Annotated in this window: 14 protein-coding genes; 13 read left to right on the top strand and 1 reads right to left on the bottom strand. The window is 61.1% G+C overall.

Annotated features, from left to right (window positions below):
• Positions 1-122 precede the first annotated feature (122 nt).
• Positions 123-1,490 carry a hypothetical protein gene (locus tag H7C19_RS18605; protein WP_185670553.1) on the bottom strand — a complete coding sequence of 456 codons (1,368 nt, stop codon included), beginning with the start codon at positions 1,488-1,490 and terminating at the stop codon, positions 123-125.
• Between the two features lie 409 nt (positions 1,491-1,899).
• Between H7C19_RS18605 and H7C19_RS18600 the strand changes: the two genes are divergently transcribed.
• The 13 genes from H7C19_RS18600 (at position 1,900) to efeB (ending at position 16,367) form a co-directional block, all read left to right on the top strand.
• Positions 1,900-3,249, top strand: a complete 1,350-nt coding sequence (locus tag H7C19_RS18600) for a hemolysin family protein (RefSeq protein ID WP_185670552.1) — start codon at positions 1,900-1,902, stop codon at positions 3,247-3,249.
• 173 nt (positions 3,250-3,422) lie between these two features.
• The gene (locus tag H7C19_RS18595) at positions 3,423-4,154 is read left to right on the top strand and encodes a ZIP family metal transporter (protein WP_185670551.1); all 732 of its coding nucleotides are present in this window, start codon (positions 3,423-3,425) and stop codon (positions 4,152-4,154) included.
• Positions 4,155-4,235: 81 nt separating this feature from the next.
• Entirely contained in the window at positions 4,236-5,069 is an 834-nt protein-coding gene (locus H7C19_RS18590) for an MBL fold metallo-hydrolase (protein WP_185670550.1), read from the top strand.
• A 35-nt stretch (positions 5,070-5,104) separates the two neighbouring features.
• Positions 5,105-6,004 carry a class I SAM-dependent methyltransferase gene (locus H7C19_RS18585; RefSeq protein WP_185670549.1) on the top strand — a complete coding sequence of 300 codons (900 nt, stop codon included), beginning with the start codon at positions 5,105-5,107 and terminating at the stop codon, positions 6,002-6,004.
• Between the two features lie 215 nt (positions 6,005-6,219).
• On the top strand, positions 6,220-6,750 hold the full coding sequence (locus tag H7C19_RS18580) for a GNAT family N-acetyltransferase (protein WP_185670548.1): 531 nt from the start codon (positions 6,220-6,222) through the stop codon (positions 6,748-6,750).
• A 40-nt stretch (positions 6,751-6,790) separates the two neighbouring features.
• The gene (locus H7C19_RS18575; protein WP_185670547.1) at positions 6,791-7,258 is read left to right on the top strand and encodes a GNAT family N-acetyltransferase; all 468 of its coding nucleotides are present in this window, start codon (positions 6,791-6,793) and stop codon (positions 7,256-7,258) included.
• A 100-nt stretch (positions 7,259-7,358) separates the two neighbouring features.
• A complete protein-coding gene (locus H7C19_RS18570; RefSeq protein ID WP_185670546.1) occupies positions 7,359-7,547 on the top strand; it encodes a hypothetical protein in 189 nt (62 codons plus the stop codon).
• Between the two features lie 196 nt (positions 7,548-7,743).
• A complete protein-coding gene (locus H7C19_RS18565; protein ID WP_185670545.1) occupies positions 7,744-9,513 on the top strand; it encodes an ABC transporter ATP-binding protein in 1,770 nt (589 codons plus the stop codon).
• Positions 9,514-9,759: 246 nt separating this feature from the next.
• A complete protein-coding gene (locus H7C19_RS18560) occupies positions 9,760-10,854 on the top strand; it encodes a D-alanine--D-alanine ligase (protein WP_185670544.1) in 1,095 nt (364 codons plus the stop codon).
• Complete coding sequence (locus H7C19_RS18555; protein WP_185670543.1) at positions 10,851-12,251, top strand: UDP-N-acetylmuramoyl-tripeptide--D-alanyl-D-alanine ligase; 1,401 nt, start codon at positions 10,851-10,853, stop codon at positions 12,249-12,251. Before H7C19_RS18560 ends, H7C19_RS18555 begins: the two co-directional genes overlap by 4 nt.
• Entirely contained in the window at positions 12,248-13,381 is a 1,134-nt protein-coding gene (gene alr, locus H7C19_RS18550) for an alanine racemase (protein ID WP_246469597.1), read from the top strand. Before H7C19_RS18555 ends, alr begins: the two co-directional genes overlap by 4 nt.
• A gap of 822 nt (positions 13,382-14,203) precedes the next feature.
• A complete protein-coding gene (gene efeO / locus H7C19_RS18545; protein ID WP_376775381.1) occupies positions 14,204-15,079 on the top strand; it encodes an iron uptake system protein EfeO in 876 nt (291 codons plus the stop codon).
• 1 nt (position 15,080) lies between these two features.
• Entirely contained in the window at positions 15,081-16,367 is a 1,287-nt protein-coding gene (gene efeB / locus H7C19_RS18540; protein WP_185670542.1) for an iron uptake transporter deferrochelatase/peroxidase subunit, read from the top strand.
• The last annotated feature ends 4 nt before the right edge of the window (positions 16,368-16,371 follow it).

Genomic DNA, 16,371 nt, shown 5'->3' with positions numbered 1-16,371 from the left:
GACTTCCTCTCACCATTATGCGCGACGACTTGTATGACATGCATGACAAGAAGGCTGCCTCTCGTCCGTAAGGACGGGCGGGCAGCCTTCTGTGCGAGAGCGGCTAGACTTGCCGCGCCCGGTTATTTGGATTCGCCGTTCAAGTAATTGTAGAAGGGGACGTCCGCCCAGAAGTCGTAGTGGGTCACGACGGCTTGGGGATCGAGCTTCCGGAAACCGGCGACGACTTCCGCAGACTTCTCCTTCAAGGAGAACGACTGCGCGTAATAGCGGCCGCCGTCGATCTTGTTGTTCGCGATGGCTTTGTATCCGGACAGTTCGGTGAAGGAGTAGTACAGCGGCTGCCACCAGGAGCCCGCGATCAGGCCGGACTGCGCCTCTTCGTTCTTCTTGGCGTAAGCAAGCACGATCTTGTCGAAGCGGGCCTTGTCCGTTTGGCTGGCGAACTCGAAGGCGATGTCGTATTCCTTGGCGTATTCGATGTAGTTGCCGTTCGCGATCTGACGGACCTCATAGAGATCGGAGACGCCGGGGTCGCCCCACTCCTTCAGATAGACGAACGCCGACGTCTTCGGCTCGAACTGCACTTTGGCGTCGATGCCTTCGCTGCGGAGGAGGCCGATGAGCTGAAGCGCGTGCGTCAAGTCGGAGTGGCCGTAGACGAGCGAGAGCGAATCCACGAAGTTGGCGTCGTAACGGGCGTCCTTAAGGTTGTAGCCGGTCACGAGCGATTGCTCGAGGGCGGCGTCGACGATCTTCCGCAGCTCGGGGGCTTGGATGATGTCCGACTGCCGGTAGGCGTCGGTCAGCTTGGCGTAGATATCCGCGTCGCTGGCGTAGCCGATATAGTGCTTGTACAAACCCTTCACGGCGAGCGTCTGCCCGATCAGGACGGCGGACAGCCCTTGCGAGGCTGAGGCATTCGGCTTCACTTCGGCGTAGTAGGCCGGGGGCAGCAGGCCGGTATCGACGGCGGCCGCGAGCTCTTGGGCCGCGCGGGTCCCGAAGGCGTCCGTGCTCAGCTTCAGCTTCGCGAGGGATTGCTTGACCTTGGAGGCCGGGTACGTGTAGGCCAATTCCTTCAGGCCGGCCGCCTTCAAAGCGATTTGCACCGCGTTGATCGCGGAGAGGCGGTCGGAAGCCCGGACGGTATCGGAGGTCAGGATGCCGAGCTGGTAGAGCGCCTGCGCGTCCTCGTAGTATGAGCTGGTCGAAGGCAGATCCTTGAAGGCGACGGGATCGCCGCTTGGCTTCGCGCCTAGCGCGTCGGCCAACGCGGCGAGGAAGTCCCCTTTTTGGACGACTGCGGGCAGCGCGATCTTCAGCTTCTCTTTCAGGAACGTCTCGTACTCGGAAGCCGTTACGAGGTGCTGCGAGGAGACGGCGGCCGTCGGCCCGGCAGCCCAAGCGGGCTGGGCGGATACGACGAGGGAGACGGACAGCAGGCCGGCGAACAGCCATTTGCGGGTTGCGGGGATCGTAGTTGACATGATTGCATTCTCCTTTGCGCGATAAATGCTTTAAATCCGACTGAATATGTATGGATTAAAGGTAAACTGATCGTAGCACCGCCCATGCTCACTGTCAATGACGGAATAGCGCCCGCTTCGGACCATCCGCGCAGCAGGACGGGAAGGCGTCGCGCGTCCGTATGGCTCGCTCGGTTCGTGCGCGACCGATTTCCGCTTGTCGTAGAGATTGAATGCGGCTTTTTCTGGGTATATCCTAATCACTGAAACGAAAACGCCCATCGCGCGTATGTAAGAGAAGGCACTTTATCTTCATACCATCATTCTCAGGAGGGACAATTCGTAAAGTGGACCCAGAACCCGAACCGACCGCAAGACATGAGCTAGTCCGCCGCCGGCCGACCTTCATCCCGCTAGCGCCTTGTCAGGCATGGGAAAGGAAGGTGTGGCGCGCATGATTGCCTTCAATCTTCTATTGGTCGCCTTGCTGATTCTGCTGACCGCCTTCTTCGTCGCCACCGAATTCGCCATCATCCGCATCCGGTCCAGCCGGGTCGATCAGATGGTGCTGGAGAAGCGCAGGAATGCCGTCGCCGTGCAGCGCGTGACGACGAACCTGGACGGTTACCTGTCCGCCTGCCAGCTCGGGATTACGATCACCGCGCTCGGACTAGGCTGGCTGGGCGAACCGACGGTGGAGAAAATCCTCAATCCGTTGTTCCACGGTCTCGGCATCTCCGAGAGCGTCGGACATTTTCTTTCCTTCTTGATCGCCTTCGCCTTGATCACGTATCTTCACGTCGTGCTTGGCGAGCTGGCCCCGAAGACGCTGGCCATTCAGAAGGCCGAGCAGATCTCGCTGCTCGTCGCCCCGATCATCATCGGATTCCACAAGGTGATGTATCCGTTCATCTGGGCCTTGAACGGCTCGGCCAATCAACTGATTCGCCTGTTCGGCATGAAGCCGGCCAGCGAGCACGAAGAGGCGCACTCGGAAGAGGAGATCCGCATCATCCTGTCCGAGAGCTACGAGAGCGGCAAGATCAACCGGACGGAGTACGGCTACGTGAACCGGATCTTCCAGTTCGACGAACTGCTCGCCCGCGAGATCATGATCCCCCGGACCGATATGGTCTGTCTGTACGCCGGGCGGTCGCTCGCCGAGAATATGGCGGTCATCAAGAAGGAACAATATACGCGTTTCATGGTTGCAAGGGAAAGCAAAGACGATATTATCGGCTTCGTGAACACCAAGCAATTTTTCCTAAGCTACGACAACAATCCGAACTTCGACTTCCAGTCGCTGCTTCAGCCGGTCCTCTCGGTGCCGGAAGTAATGCCGGTCAAAGATCTGCTGCTTCGCATGCAGCGGGAACGCGTGCATATCGCGCTGCTGCTTGACGAATACGGAGGCACGGCGGGACTCGTGACGATCGAGGACATCCTCGAGGAGATCGTCGGCGAGATCCGCGACGAATTCGACGGCGACGAGCTTAAGCCGATCGAGCGGATCGGCGAGAAGCGCTATCTGATCGACGGCAAATCGCTCATCGACGACGTGAACGAGCTGTTCGGCGTATCGCTCCCGAGCGAGGACGTGAACACGATCGGAGGCTGGTTGTACAGCCAGCAGCCGGATCTGCCGAGGGGCGCATCGTGGACCTATGAAGACCTGGTCTTCACGGTCCGGGAGAAGGATCGCAACCGCATCCGGAAGGTCGAGATCGCCGCCGAGGAACCCGGCCTGCATCTGAGGCTCGTGGATCCCAAACCCGAATAACGACTGCCCCGCCCGCTAACGCGCGAGCGGGGTTTTTACGGATTCGCCCCCTCGAACGAACGAATAAGCAGCCCCGGCTCGAAACCGCGCTTATTTCCCTCATTTTCTTTTGCGGCGCGATGCGCCATAATTAAGTTCATCCTCGGATGAGCGTCTAGGAGGTCTCGCCCCCCTTGGAATCCGCGATGATCGGCAGCTTCGTATCCGCGATGGCGACCGTGCTCGGCGCCGTGCCCGTGCTGTTCATTAAGCGATTGACCGAGAAGATGAAGGACATCTTGATCGCTTTCACGGCCGGCATCATGGTCTCGGCTTCGCTGTACGGGCTCATCCCGCAGGCGATCGAGGAATCCGGCATTCTCATGCTCACGATCGGGCTGGCGATCGGCGTCGTCTCGCTCGACTTGATCGAGCGGAACATCCCCCACATCGATGTCGAGAACAACCGGCGGATCCCATCCTTCGACAGCAAGTCGCTGCTAGTCATCATCGCGCTGTTCATTCACAATATTCCGGAAGGGTTGAGCACCGGCTTCAGCTACGCCAGCGACAGCGAGGGGCTCGGCACGATGGTCGCCGTGGCGATCGGCGCGCAGAACATGCCGGAAGGACTCGTGCTCGCGGTGTTCCTCCTGCGGTCCAATGTCGGTAAGCTCCGGTCGCTCGGCATCGTGACCTTGACCGGACTGATGGAGGTCGTGTCGGCCGTTATCGGCTACTTCACGGCCAGCTACCTGCAATCGTTCATCGGGATGGGGCTGGCCTTCGCGGCGGGCGCCATGCTATTCATCGTCTACAAGGAGCTCGTGCCGGAGACGCACGGACACGGGTTCGAGCGGCAAGCCACGTTTTCGTTCATCGTCGGACTGTTGTTGATGATCTATATCGCGCATTGGTTCGGTTGACGGCTCGGCATACAGCAAACGTATCGGGAAAGGCGGCTCGCGCCGCCTGCGTCTCCCAAACGCAAGAAAGGACGTGGCATCATGCGCATCTACAAGACCGATTCGGTCGCCGTATTCCAGAGCGAGTTCTACATGATGAACGCGATCGTCATCCATACGCGAGATCTCGTGCTCGTCGTAGATCCGGGCTATTTGCCTTCGGAGGTCCGGGAGGTCCGCGCGTACGTGGACGAAGTGAAGGAAGACAAGCCGGTGTTCGTGTTCTATACGCATTCGGACTACGATCATATCGCCGGCTACGGCGCCTTCCGGGAGGAGGTGACCGTGGCCGGCCAGGCGTTCGCGGAGACGACCGATCCGCGCGCCGCCGTGGACGAAGTGGAGCGCCACGACGATCGATTCTATATTTCGCGTCCTTATGCGCATGCCTATCCAAAGGCGGACTATATCGTTCGGAAAGAAGGAGAAGCGATCGCCGTCGGCGGAACCTCGCTGCAGTTCTACCGGGCGCACGGACACAATCCGGACGGTCTGATGTGTCTCGTCGAGCCGCTCGGCCTGCTCATCGTCGGCGACTATTTGTCCGACGTCGAGTTCCCTTTTGTGTTCGATTCGTTCGCGAACTACCGCGCCACGCTGGAGCGGTTCAAGCAGGTGATCGAAGCGCGCGAGGGCCTGCTCCTGCTGCCGGGCCACGGATCCCCGACGGGCGAGGCGGGAGAGCTTCGCCTGCGTCTTGGAGAGTCCGAACGGTATCTGGACCTCGTGGATCGGCTGGCCGAATCGCCGGATGAGGCGGCGTTCGAGGCGTACATGGCGCGCAATGGCTACGCGTTCAAGCGCGGGCTGCGGGAGCGCCATGCCGAGAACGTGAAGAAGCGGATCGCGGAACGGGCCGAAGCGGAATCGCGGTAGACGGAGGGAAGAAGAGCAAAGGGAGAGGCCGACAGATGACGGAGTGGGTATGGGACGAACGGATCGACTATTTGAGACGGACCCGGAAGCTTTACTATAACGACGATTATCTGCAATTTCTCGTCGAACGCGTCTGGCGGATCGACCGGCCCGTGAAGCTGATCGATTACGGCTGCGGCTACGGCTATCTGGGCCTGAAGCTGCTCGGGATGCTCCCGGAAGGCTCTTCCTATACGGGCGTGGACAAAGGAGAGAAGCTGATCGCGGAAGCGAGGGAGCTCTTCGCTAAGCTGCCTTATCGGACGGCGTTCATCTGCGCGGACATCCGGAAGCTGAACGCGGAACCGGACTACGATATCGCTTTGTGTCATGCCGTCCTGCTTCATATGGACGATCCCAAGGAGATGCTGCGCGCCATGATCGGGAGCGTGAAGCCCGGCGGCATGGTGATCTGCTTCGAGCCGCATTGGATCTCGAACATGGCCAATCAATGGATGGAGGGCGTCGAGACGTCGGACGTCGTCCGGCTCGGCATTCTCCAGAAGCTGTTCGAGCTGGACGGCCGGCGAACGGGGCGAGACGGCAATATCGGCGAGAAAGTGCCGGCGTACATGAGCGAGCTGGGATTGACCGGGGTCGGCTGCAGGGTGAGCGACAGAGTCAACTTCGTCAATCCGCGCGAGCGGGATGACGATCTCTATCAAGCGCTGCGGGCGGAAGGCTTCGACCGGACGCTGGCGGACAAGGCCGTCTTCGTCGATAGCCTCGTCGCGCGCGGGTTAACCCGAGAAGAGGCGGAGCGGCAATACGAGGCGGAAGCGCGGTTCGTCGCCGCGTTCGGCGAGCGGGGACGGGAGAGCAGCCAAGCGTACGCTCCGACGATGAAGATCTCGTACGGCACGGTGCGGCGAGCCGGATCGGCGGATATGGCGTAACGGTAAAGAGGGCACGTGCTCACGCTTCCTACCTTGTGGTAAAATGTGCCTGAAGTAGAATAGGAAGATGAGAGAAGAGAGGGGGAGCGCGCATTGGCGGAATCGCGAGTTCACTTCCGCACGGCATACGCCGGTCAAGGCTGCCGATTCGACCGCAACAAACAGTGGGAGAGGCGGAGCGCGAACCTCTGCGAGAAAGAAAGGGGCACTGAAGCATGATCCGATATACGACGCTTCGCCGGCTGTCCTTGGCCGAACGGGAGACGCTGGGGGAGTATGGCTACGCCTCACTCGAGCGATACCGGATAAGCAGGGAAGAGGAAGCGGATGCGATCGTCTTCCGGCTGCAGCGGGAACGATTGGAGACGCCGTATCGAAAAGTGTACGAATACGACGAGGAGACGGATTGGCGGATCGCGTTGGGGTACAGTATCGGCGCATTTGAAGAGGATCGGCTGCTCGGCTTCCTGATCGCCGAACCGCAGATGTGGAACCGGACGCTGCATCTGATGGATCTGCACGTCGCGCTTCCCCACCGGCAACGCGGGATCGGGAGAGGGCTCCTCGAGGAGATGGGCGTGCTGGCTCGCGGCCGCGGTTTCCGTGCGCTCGCGGCGGAGACCCAGAACACGAACGGACCCGCAATGGCCTTCTATCGCGCCTGCGGCTTCGCGTTGGACGGTCTCGATCTGACGCTGTACGACGGGCTTGACGAGACGGCCTTGTTCATGAAGAAGCATCTCTAATACGATTCATTCCGTTGATTAACGACAAGAGGAGTTGTCTATGACATTGGAACTGACGATCCGGCCGTTGGCGCCGGGAGAGGACTATCCTTACGACCTGCTGCTCCTCGCGGATCCTTCCCGGACGATGGTCGACGATTACCTGACGCGGGGCTGGTGCCATGTCGCTACGCTCGGTTCCGACGTGGTGGGCGAATTCGTCCTGATCCCTACGCATCCGCGCACGATCGAGATCGTCAATGTGGCGGTCATGGAAGCGCATCAAGGCCGGGGCATCGGCAAGGCGCTCGTCTACGCGGCGATCGGAGAGGCCAAACGGCGCGGAGCGGCGACCGTCGAGATCGGAACGGGCAACTCCGGCTTCCTGCAGCTCAAGCTCTACCAGCAATGCGGCTTCCGCATCGTCGGCGTCGACCCCGATTTTTTCGTGCGGCACTACGACGAGCCGCTCTACGAAGACGGCATGCAGGTGCGGGATATGGTTCGGTTGCGAATGCTGCTCGAATAGCGAACATTTCGGGCGGGAAGAGAACAAGTTGTCTACCAGCGGTACCGCTTTTCGTGGTAAAATGTACCTTTAATCCCATTTTGAAATCGGAGGAATTCTTTTGGAGGGTACTGGGGCAAGCGGCGGCTTCCTTTTTTCACTTCCGATCCTGTTCATTCTGATCTACATCGTACTATTCGGGGTCGGCGTCTATTGCTTGATCCTCTTCATTCAATTGGCCCGCCGCGGCATCCAGGCGCTCGATCTGTACATCGCCGAAAAGAAAAGCGAAAAGGGCGGACGGCAATAGCTTGCATGGGCCGGCGGGCGTCGTCGTGTCCTTTTTATTGCACGAAACAGAAAAACAGCAGCCGCGGCCAACGCGGTTTTTTTGCTGTTTGCTTGCTGTTTGCTTGCTCTCCCGGCCACAGCCGGTTTGATTTTGCTCCGCAACCCGCGTACCTTAGAAATAGCGGGTTACGCCATCTTCACGAAGGAGTCATGCAATGTCCAGCTTTCGCGTTTTCCTAACCTTCGTCAAGCCGTATTGGAAGCTCGTGCTCGTCACCGTCGTCATCGGCATGGTCAAGTTCGGGATTCCCCTCACGATGCCGGTGCTGATGAAGTACGTGGTCGACGACCTGCTGCTCGGACAGCTCCCGACGGCGGTGAAGACGGAGCGGCTCGTCTACGTCATGCTGGGCGCGTTCGCCCTGTTCATCATCGTGCGCGCGCCGGTCGAGTACTACCGCCAGTACTTCGCGCAGCTGACGACGAGCCGCATCCTCTACGACATGCGGAACAAGCTCTACGCGCATATTCAGAAGCTAAGCTTGCGCTACTATCAGAACCACAAGACGGGCGAGATCATCTCCCGCATGATCAACGACGCCGAAGCGACCAAGAGCATCGTGGAGACGGGCATGATGAACGTCTGGCTCGACTTGTTCACGCTGACGATCGCCATGGGCTTCATGTTCTACATGGATGCGGATCTGACCTTGGTCGCGATCGCCGTGCTGCCGTTCTACGCCTGGTCGGTCAAACGGATGTACAAGCGGTTGAAGGCCTTCGCCAAGTCCAGGTCGCAAGCGCTCGCGGAGATGCAGGGATTCGTCTTCGAACGCGTCAACGGCATGCCCGTCATCAAGAGCTTCACGCTGGAGCGGACGGAGATGGAGAACTTCGACCGGCGGAACCGGAACTTCCTGCAGCGGGCGCTCGCTTTGACGCGGTGGAACGCGCTCACTAACGCCATCATCAATACGCTGACGGATCTGTCCCCGCTGCTCGTCCTGCTATACGGCGGGTATCAGGTCATTCAAGGACATCTGACGCTGGGCGCGTTCATGGCGTTCTTCGCCTACCTGGACCGGCTGTTCACCCCGCTGCGCCGCATCGTCAACTCCTCGACCGAGCTGACGCAGGCCAGCGCTTCGCTGGAGCGCGTCGTCGAGCTGATGCATGAACCGTACGATATCGTGGACGCTCCGAACGCGAAGACGATCGAATCCGACGTGCAGGGGAAGATCGCGTTCGAGCGGGTGCATTTCCGTTACGATACTTCCGCGCGCTGGGTACTGGACGATCTGAGCTTGCGCATCCTGCCGGGCCAGACGGTCGCCTTCGTCGGCATGAGCGGCGGCGGCAAGTCGTCGCTCATCAGCCTCATCCCGCGGTTCTACGACATCCAGGAAGGCGCGATCCTGCTGGACGACCGCGATATCCGGTCGCTCACGCTCCACAGCCTGCGCAGCCAGATCGGCATGGTGCTGCAGGACAACATTCTGTTCAGCGGCAGCGTTCGCGACAACATCTTGTTCGGCAAGCCGCGCGCGGCGGAAGAGGAGGTCGTCCGGGCGGCGCAGGCGGCGAACGCGCACGACTTCATCCTGGGCTTGCCGAACGGCTACGACACGGAGATCGGCGAACGGGGCGTCAAGCTGTCGGGCGGACAGAAGCAGCGTATCGCGATCGCCCGGGTCTTCCTCAAGAACCCGCGCATCTTGATCCTGGACGAAGCCACATCGGCGCTGGATCTGGAGTCCGAGCATCTGATCCAGGAGTCGCTCGAGAAGCTGGCCAAGGACCGGACGACGCTCATCGTCGCCCACAGGCTCTCTACGATTACGCACGCCGACCAGATCGTGATGATCGAGAACGGGCGGATCGTCGAGCAGGGCACGCACGAAGCGTTGATGCGCCGGGACGGCGCGTACGCCAGGCTGTTCAACGTGCAGAACTTGAGCGACGGGCACGTCCGTCAGCCGACTTGACGGTAGGGCATTCGCTCTTCGCTTAAGCGGCGGCTCGATCGACGTCATTCGGTACGTCTTGCGAGATTCGGTCTTGCGAGATTCGGTGCATCTTGCGCCATCCGCCCGGCGACGGCGATTTTCCGGTTTATGGAATCGTTTATCTTTTCTTAAGCTTTAATTAAACATTTCTTACAGGCCTCTTTAGTACTGAAGGTTAATCTGGGGACAGATAGCCGAACGTACGAGGAGGCCTTTTTTCTTACCATGAAAACGAAATTGTTTGTCCTATACGGCGGCAAGTCCGTCGAGCACGAGATCTCGCTCAAAACGGCGCTGACCGTCCTGCAATCGATCGATCGCGACAAATTCGACGTCTATCCGGTCTACATCACGCGGGAAGGCGTCTGGTGCCACCGCGGGCGGCTGGTCGAGCGGGTGACGGATCCGAACGATCTGACGATCCCTGCGGATCCCGATCTGGCGAATCCCGCGCGGTCGCTCGGCGCGGTCGCGGCCAAGCTGTTCGGCGGCGGCGGAAGGCAGGTGGCGCTGCCGCTGCTGCACGGCTCGAACGGCGAGGACGGCACGGTACAGGGGCTCCTGGAGCTGTTGGACATCCCCTATGTCGGCAATGGCGTGCTGTCCTCCGCCGTCGCGCTGGACAAGGCGGCCGCCAAAGCGGTGCTGTCCCATGCGGGCATCGCGCAAGCCGCGTACCTGGCGTTCCGATACGCCGACTGGCAGGAGGAAGGGGAAGCTTCGATCCGGGAGATCGAAGCGTCGATCGGCTATCCTTGCTACGTGAAGCCGGCCTCGCTCGGCTCCAGCATCGGGATCAACCGCTGCGAGGACCGCGTCCAGCTGCTCTCCGCCGTCGAGGAGGCTTTCAGCTACGACCGCAAGATCGTCGTAGAGGAAGAGATCGCGGGCCGGGAGATTCAGGTCGCGGTCCGGGGCAACGACCGGGCGTTGGCTTCCGTGCCCGGCGAATTCATACACGATCAGGCATTTTTCGATTACAACGAGAAATATTTGGCCGGGCGCCTCGCGATGTCGATCCCGGCGGAGCTCCCGGAAGCGACGGCGAACGAGATCCGCGAACAGGCGATCCGGGCCTATCAAGCGCTCGATTGCGCGGGGCTCGCCCGCGTCGACTTCTTCCTCGACCGGACAGGCCGACTCTACTTGAACGAGATCAATACGCTGCCGGGCTTCACGGCCTTCAGCATGTATCCGATCATGTGGGAGCGGACGGACGGCACGCGCTACTCGGAGCTGATCGAGAAGCTGATCGACTACGCGTTCACGCGGCATGCGGATAAGCAGACGATTCGGTACACCAGGGGGGACGGCCAATGATTCGCAGAACGTTAAGTCAGATTGCGACCATGCTGAAGGTGCAGGAGCCGGTCTCGACGCGCGAGGCGGATACGGTCATTCGAGGCGTATCTATCGACACGCGCACGCTGCAGCCGGGCCAGCTCTACGTGCCGATCGTCGGGGACCGCTTCGACGGCCATGCCTTCGCGGACCAAGCGATCGCGCAGGGGGCGGCCGCCGTCCTGTGGAATCGCGAGACCCCGCATCCGCCGACGGATCGCGTGCCCGTGCTCCTGGTGGAGGATACGCTCTCCGCCATCCAACTGCTGGCCATGTCTTACCGGGCGCAACTGCGGGCGAAGATCATCGCCGTCACCGGCAGCAACGGCAAGACCTCCACCAAGGATATGCTGGCGGGCGTGCTGAGCGAACGCTACGCGACGCAGAAGACCTCCGGCAATCTGAACAACCATCTGGGCGTTCCGCTCACGCTGCTGTCGCTGGCGGAAGAGACGGAGATGGCCGTCGTGGAGATGGGCATGTCGGGATTGGGCGAGATCGGGTTGCTGTCTTCGATCGCGATGCCGGACGCGGCGATCGTCACGAACGTCGGCGACGCGCATCTGGGCGACCTGGGGAGCAAGGCGAATATCCTGCAGGCGAAGCTGGAGATCGCGCAGGGTCTACGACAGGGCGGCTTGCTGATCTACAACGGAGACGATCCTCTGCTGTCCGGGGCGCTGGAAGGCAAAGAAGGTCCTTACGAGAAGGTGTCGTTCGGCATGTCGCGGCGAAACGACTATTATCCGTTGTCATTCGCGCTGTACGCCAGCGGGACGACCTTCGCCCTGGACGACGGGGACGAGCTGACGACGTTGACGATTCCGGCCGTCGGCCGCCACCAGCTGGAGAACGCGATGGCGGCGGTCGCCGCGGCGGTCCGCGTCGGGATGATGGATCTGGCGCAGATCAAAGCCGGATTCCATAAGGTAGAGCTCACCGGGATGCGCAACGAGATCGTGCGCATCGGATCGGTCCAGATCCTCAACGACACGTACAAGTCGAACCCCGCCAGCGCGAAGGCGTCGCTCGCCGCGTTAAGCGCCGTAGCCGGCGACAAGACGAGGATCGCCGTACTCGGCGACATGCAGGATCTAGGCGACCAAGCGATCGATCTTCACCGGGAGATCGGAGCTTGCGCGGCGGCGCACGCCGACTATCTCTTCGCGTACGGTCCGTTGTCCGCGTACCTCGCGGAGGAGGCGGGCAAGCGAATGAAGCCGAGCCGCGTCTTTCACGACATCGACAAGCAGGCGATGATCGGACGGATCCGGGATGTCCTGCGGCCGGATGCGTTCCTGCTCGTGAAAGCGTCCCGCGAGATGAAGCTGGAAGACGTCGTTACGGCCTTGTCCGAAGGCCAGGTTCAGCCATGAGAGCGGCGCTGGCCATGCGTTCGGACCTGCACCGGGATACGCGGGCGGAGATCGACCTGGCCGCGATCCGGCACAACGTCCGGGCGATTCGGGGCGCTCTCCCGACGGGTGCCGAATTCATGGCCGTCGTGAAGGCGGACGGCTACGGACACGGAGACTTGGCGGTCGCCGAGGCGGCGATCCAAGGCGGCGCGGACAGTCTGGCGGTCGCCTATCTCAGCGAAGCGCTCCGGCTGCGGCGCGGAGGCATCCGGCATCCGATCCTCGTGTTGACGCCGATTCAACCCCGCGAGCTGCCGCTTGCGGTCGAGCAGGACCTGATGCTAACCGTCGCTTCGGCCGAATGGATGGCGGAGGCGCGCGTCTACAAGAATCCGTACACGCTGCCGAAGATCAAGGTTCACGTGAAGCTGGACACCGGTCTCGGGCGGCTCGGCATCCGCGGGCGCGAGGAATGGGAGGCGCTGGTCCCTTGGCTGGCGAAGCGGGACGTCGTCGTCGAGGGCGCCTACACGCACTTCGCGACGGCCGGCCAAGCCGATACGGCCTACCTAGAGGCGCAGCGCCTCCGGTTTCGCGAGATGCTCGGCTGGATCGCGGATTCGGGCATCGTTCCGCGGAGATGCCACTGCGCGAACAGCGCGGCTGCGCTGCGTTTCCCGGCGCTCGCGATGGACATGGTGCGCATCGGTGCGGCGATGTACGGGTTCTGCGACCGGCGCTGGCAACCCGGCGTGGAGCTTACGCCCGCGCTCCGTCTGTCCAGCCGGCTGCTGCAGACGAAGCAGGTGGAGAAGGGCGCGTACATCGGCTACGACAACGCCTACCGGGCGGAGGAGTCCGAATGGATCGGCACGGTACCGATCGGTTACGCGGACGGCTGGTCCCAAGGGCTGCGCGGCTCGGAGCTGCTGGTCGGCGGAGAGCGGGCGCCGATCGTCGGCAAGATCGGGATGGACCAGCTGATGGTTCGGCTGCCGCGCGCGTACCCCGCCGGCACGCCCGTGACGCTGATCGGCGAAGAGGGGGAGGAGCGGATCACCTGCGCGGAGCTCGCCGCCCGTCTCGAGAGCGTGCCGCAGGAGATCTCGACCGCGCTCTCCGCTCGGGTGGAACGCGTCTACCTGTGAGGCTAGATTCGCCTGTAATGCTACCTTTCCAATAATGCTAGATGCACCTATGATGCCAGATGCATCTGATAGGCCAGATTCATCTGAAATACTACCTTCGACTGTGATGCCACCTTCCCATGTGAGGTGCCAATAGGAGGCCGCCCGGCTGCTGAATTGAGGGCGGTTTTTTTGTTTATTGGTCATCCAGCAGATAAAAGTCACTCACCTGTGCATTTCTGTATGACCGCCGATAAAAACGTGTCGCAGCTTGGGAAGGCGGCGAAGCCGTTTTTCTTGTGGAGGCGGCATCGCATCGGCCGTACTAGCATCGGGAAAGCAATAAGTTGCAAAAGTACAACTTTTTTTGCCTATTTTAGCTATAAGAAGGATATTACTTGCAAACGTACAACTTATTTGGGGGAAAATCACTGAATCAGCGAAAACTAGCCGAATAAGTGGTACGTTTACAACTTTTTCTGGTTTGGATGACGTTGGAGTCAAAAAAAGTGGTACGTTTGCAACTTTTTCTGGTTTGGATGAAGGTGGAGACGCAAAAGTGGTAGGTTTACAACTTTTTAGCCTGCTGGCTGCTGCCGGTAGGTTTTATGCCGTTCGTTCGCGCCTAGTCAAGCCAGGCACAGCTAGCCGGTGCGAGTCCGGCCGCTTTACGAAATCTAAGCGGCGAGAGCATCCGCCCCCTCCGATTCAGCGCTTCCTGTGTAGAGCTATTTTCCACATTTCTGCGAACGTCATAAAAAAGCATTGACGCGGTCAATTGATAACGGTTATCATCTGTTTGTTGAGAAAAGCTCTCATTTACCGTTGAAGGAGTTGCACCTTGTGCTGAAATCGTCCCGTACCGCCCTGATCGCCACCTCGCTCGCAGCCGTCCTGCTCGTATCGGCTTGCGGCGAATCCAATAAAGAAGCGAAGTCCTCCGCCTCGCCTTCAGCAAGCGCAACCGCTTCCGCATCCGCCAGTCCGGGCGCCGCAGCATTCCAAGCGGCCGTGGACGCCTACCGGCAATACGTCATCGACCAGACCGACCAATTCGTCAAGTCGACGGACGCCTTCGTTCAGGCGATCCGCGACGGGGACATCGACAAAGCCAAGTCCCTGTACGCGCCGTCCCGGATGTTCTACGAACGCATCGAGCCGATCGCCGAATCGCTCGGCGATTTCGATCCATGGATCGACGCCCGCGAAGGCGACGTGCCGGACGCCGAATGGCGCGGCTACCACAAGCTCGAGAAGGCGCTGTGGGTCGACAACAAGCTCGACGGCCAAACTTCGGTCGCAGACCAGCTGCTGCAAGACGTGAAGCAGCTGCGCGTCAAGATGGAGAGCGTCGAGATCGATACGCCGATGCTCGTGACGGGCGCCGTGGAACTGCTGAACGAAGTGTCGTCCAGCAAAGTCACCGGCGAGGAAGAGCGCTATTCCCATACCGATCTGTACGACTTCGCGGCCAACGTGGACGGCGCGAAGGAGATCTACAACGTCCTCCAATCGACGGTCAAGGAGAAAAACGCCGAGCTGGCGGCCGAGATCGAAGCACGCTTCGCCGATCTCGACAAGACGCTGGAACCGTACCGCAAAGACGGCGGCTACGTCCTCTACACGACGCTGAAGGAAGATGAGGTCAAGAAGTTGAGCCAAGCGATCGACGCCTTGGCGGAGCCGCTCTCCCAAGTCGGAACGGTCGTGGAGGTTTAACATGGACCGCGAGATCGAACAACCGCAGAACGAAGGGCGGGAGCCCAAGCGGGTCTCCCGACGCGACGTGCTCAAGATGGGCGCCGTCGGCGGGATCGGCCTGCTGCTCGGCGCGACAGGCCTCAAGGGGCTGAGTCTGCTCGACGAACCGAAGCCGGCATCCGCCAAGCCTGCGCCCGCAGCTGGAACCATCCCGTTCTATGGCGCGCATCAAGGCGGCATAGTAACACCCATGCAGGATTACGTCTGCATGGGTGCGTTTGATTTCACGACGACCAGCCTGGAGACGGTCCGCAAGCTGTTCAAGCAATGGACGGATGCTTCCGCGCGCATCGCGGCCGGCGAAGGCGTCGCGGATGAGAGCGGGAACGCCCTCGTGCCGCCGGCGGACACGGGCGAGACGATCGGCTTGCTGCCGGTCCGCACGACGCTGACGTTCGGGCTCGGCGCGTCGTTCTTCGACGACCGCTTCGGGCTCGCGGGCAAACGCCCGAAGGCGCTCGCCGACATTCCGGCGTTCAAGCGCGACGAGCTGGTGCCCGAATGGTCTCACGGCGACGTCATCGTTCAAGTGTGCGCGAACGATCCGCAAGTCGCCTTCCATGCCATCCGCAATCTCGCCCGGATCGCCCGCGGGAAGGCCGTGCTCCGCTGGATGCAGCAGGGCTACCAGCGCTCCGGCCTCGCCGACCCGAAGGGCGCGACGCCGCGCAACCTGCTCGGCTTCAAGGACGGGACGAACAATCCGGCCGTTGGCGACGCGGACGTGGCGGGCGAGATCGTCTGGGCCAAGGGCGCGGACGGCGCGCCTTGGATGGACGGCGGCAGCTATATGGCCGTCCGCCGCATCCGGATGCGGATCGAGGTGTGGGACCGGACCACGCTCGGCGAGCAGGAGGCGACCTTCGGCCGCCACCGCGACTCCGGCGCTCCCCTGGGGCAAGCCGGGGAATTCGACAAAGCCGACTATGCGAAAACGGGCAAGAACGGCAAACCGATCATACCCGCGGACTCGCACATGGCGCTCGCCAGCATGGGCGGCAAGGTGAAGATCCACCGCCGCGGCTATTCGTACTCGAACGGCATCGACCTGCGAACGGGACAACTGGACGCGGGCCTGCTCTTCATCTGCTTCAACCGCGACCCGAGAGAGCAGTTCATTCCGATGCAAGAGAAGCTGGCCGCGTCGGATCGGCTGAACGAATACATCCAGCACGTGGGGAGCGGCATCTACGCGGTGCTGCCCGGCGTGAGGGAAGGCGGATATATCGGGGATACTTTACTGTAGGCTG

This window comes from Cohnella nanjingensis (genome assembly GCF_014212125.1).
GTDB classification, from domain to species: domain Bacteria; phylum Bacillota; class Bacilli; order Paenibacillales; family Paenibacillaceae; genus Cohnella; species Cohnella nanjingensis.
The sequence above is the reverse complement of the archived record's forward strand: the minus strand, read 5'-3'. Positions and strand labels throughout refer to the sequence as shown.

Excerpts from the sequence above, each read along its gene's own strand:
- H7C19_RS18605 (WP_185670553.1), bottom strand. The coding sequence starts at position 1,490 with ATGTCAACTACGATCCCCGCAACCCGCAAATGGCTGTTCGCCGGCCTG.
- H7C19_RS18600 (WP_185670552.1), top strand. The coding sequence starts at position 1,900 with ATGGGAAAGGAAGGTGTGGCGCGCATGATTGCCTTCAATCTTCTATTG.
- H7C19_RS18590 (WP_185670550.1), top strand. The coding sequence starts at position 4,236 with ATGCGCATCTACAAGACCGATTCGGTCGCCGTATTCCAGAGCGAGTTC.
- H7C19_RS18585 (WP_185670549.1), top strand. The coding sequence starts at position 5,105 with ATGACGGAGTGGGTATGGGACGAACGGATCGACTATTTGAGACGGACC.
- H7C19_RS18580 (WP_185670548.1), top strand. The coding sequence starts at position 6,220 with ATGATCCGATATACGACGCTTCGCCGGCTGTCCTTGGCCGAACGGGAG.
- H7C19_RS18575 (WP_185670547.1), top strand. The coding sequence starts at position 6,791 with ATGACATTGGAACTGACGATCCGGCCGTTGGCGCCGGGAGAGGACTAT.
- H7C19_RS18565 (WP_185670545.1), top strand. The coding sequence starts at position 7,744 with ATGTCCAGCTTTCGCGTTTTCCTAACCTTCGTCAAGCCGTATTGGAAG.
- H7C19_RS18560 (WP_185670544.1), top strand. The coding sequence starts at position 9,760 with ATGAAAACGAAATTGTTTGTCCTATACGGCGGCAAGTCCGTCGAGCAC.
- H7C19_RS18555 (WP_185670543.1), top strand. The coding sequence starts at position 10,851 with ATGATTCGCAGAACGTTAAGTCAGATTGCGACCATGCTGAAGGTGCAG.
- alr (WP_246469597.1), top strand. The coding sequence starts at position 12,248 with ATGAGAGCGGCGCTGGCCATGCGTTCGGACCTGCACCGGGATACGCGG.
- efeB (WP_185670542.1), top strand. The coding sequence starts at position 15,081 with ATGGACCGCGAGATCGAACAACCGCAGAACGAAGGGCGGGAGCCCAAG.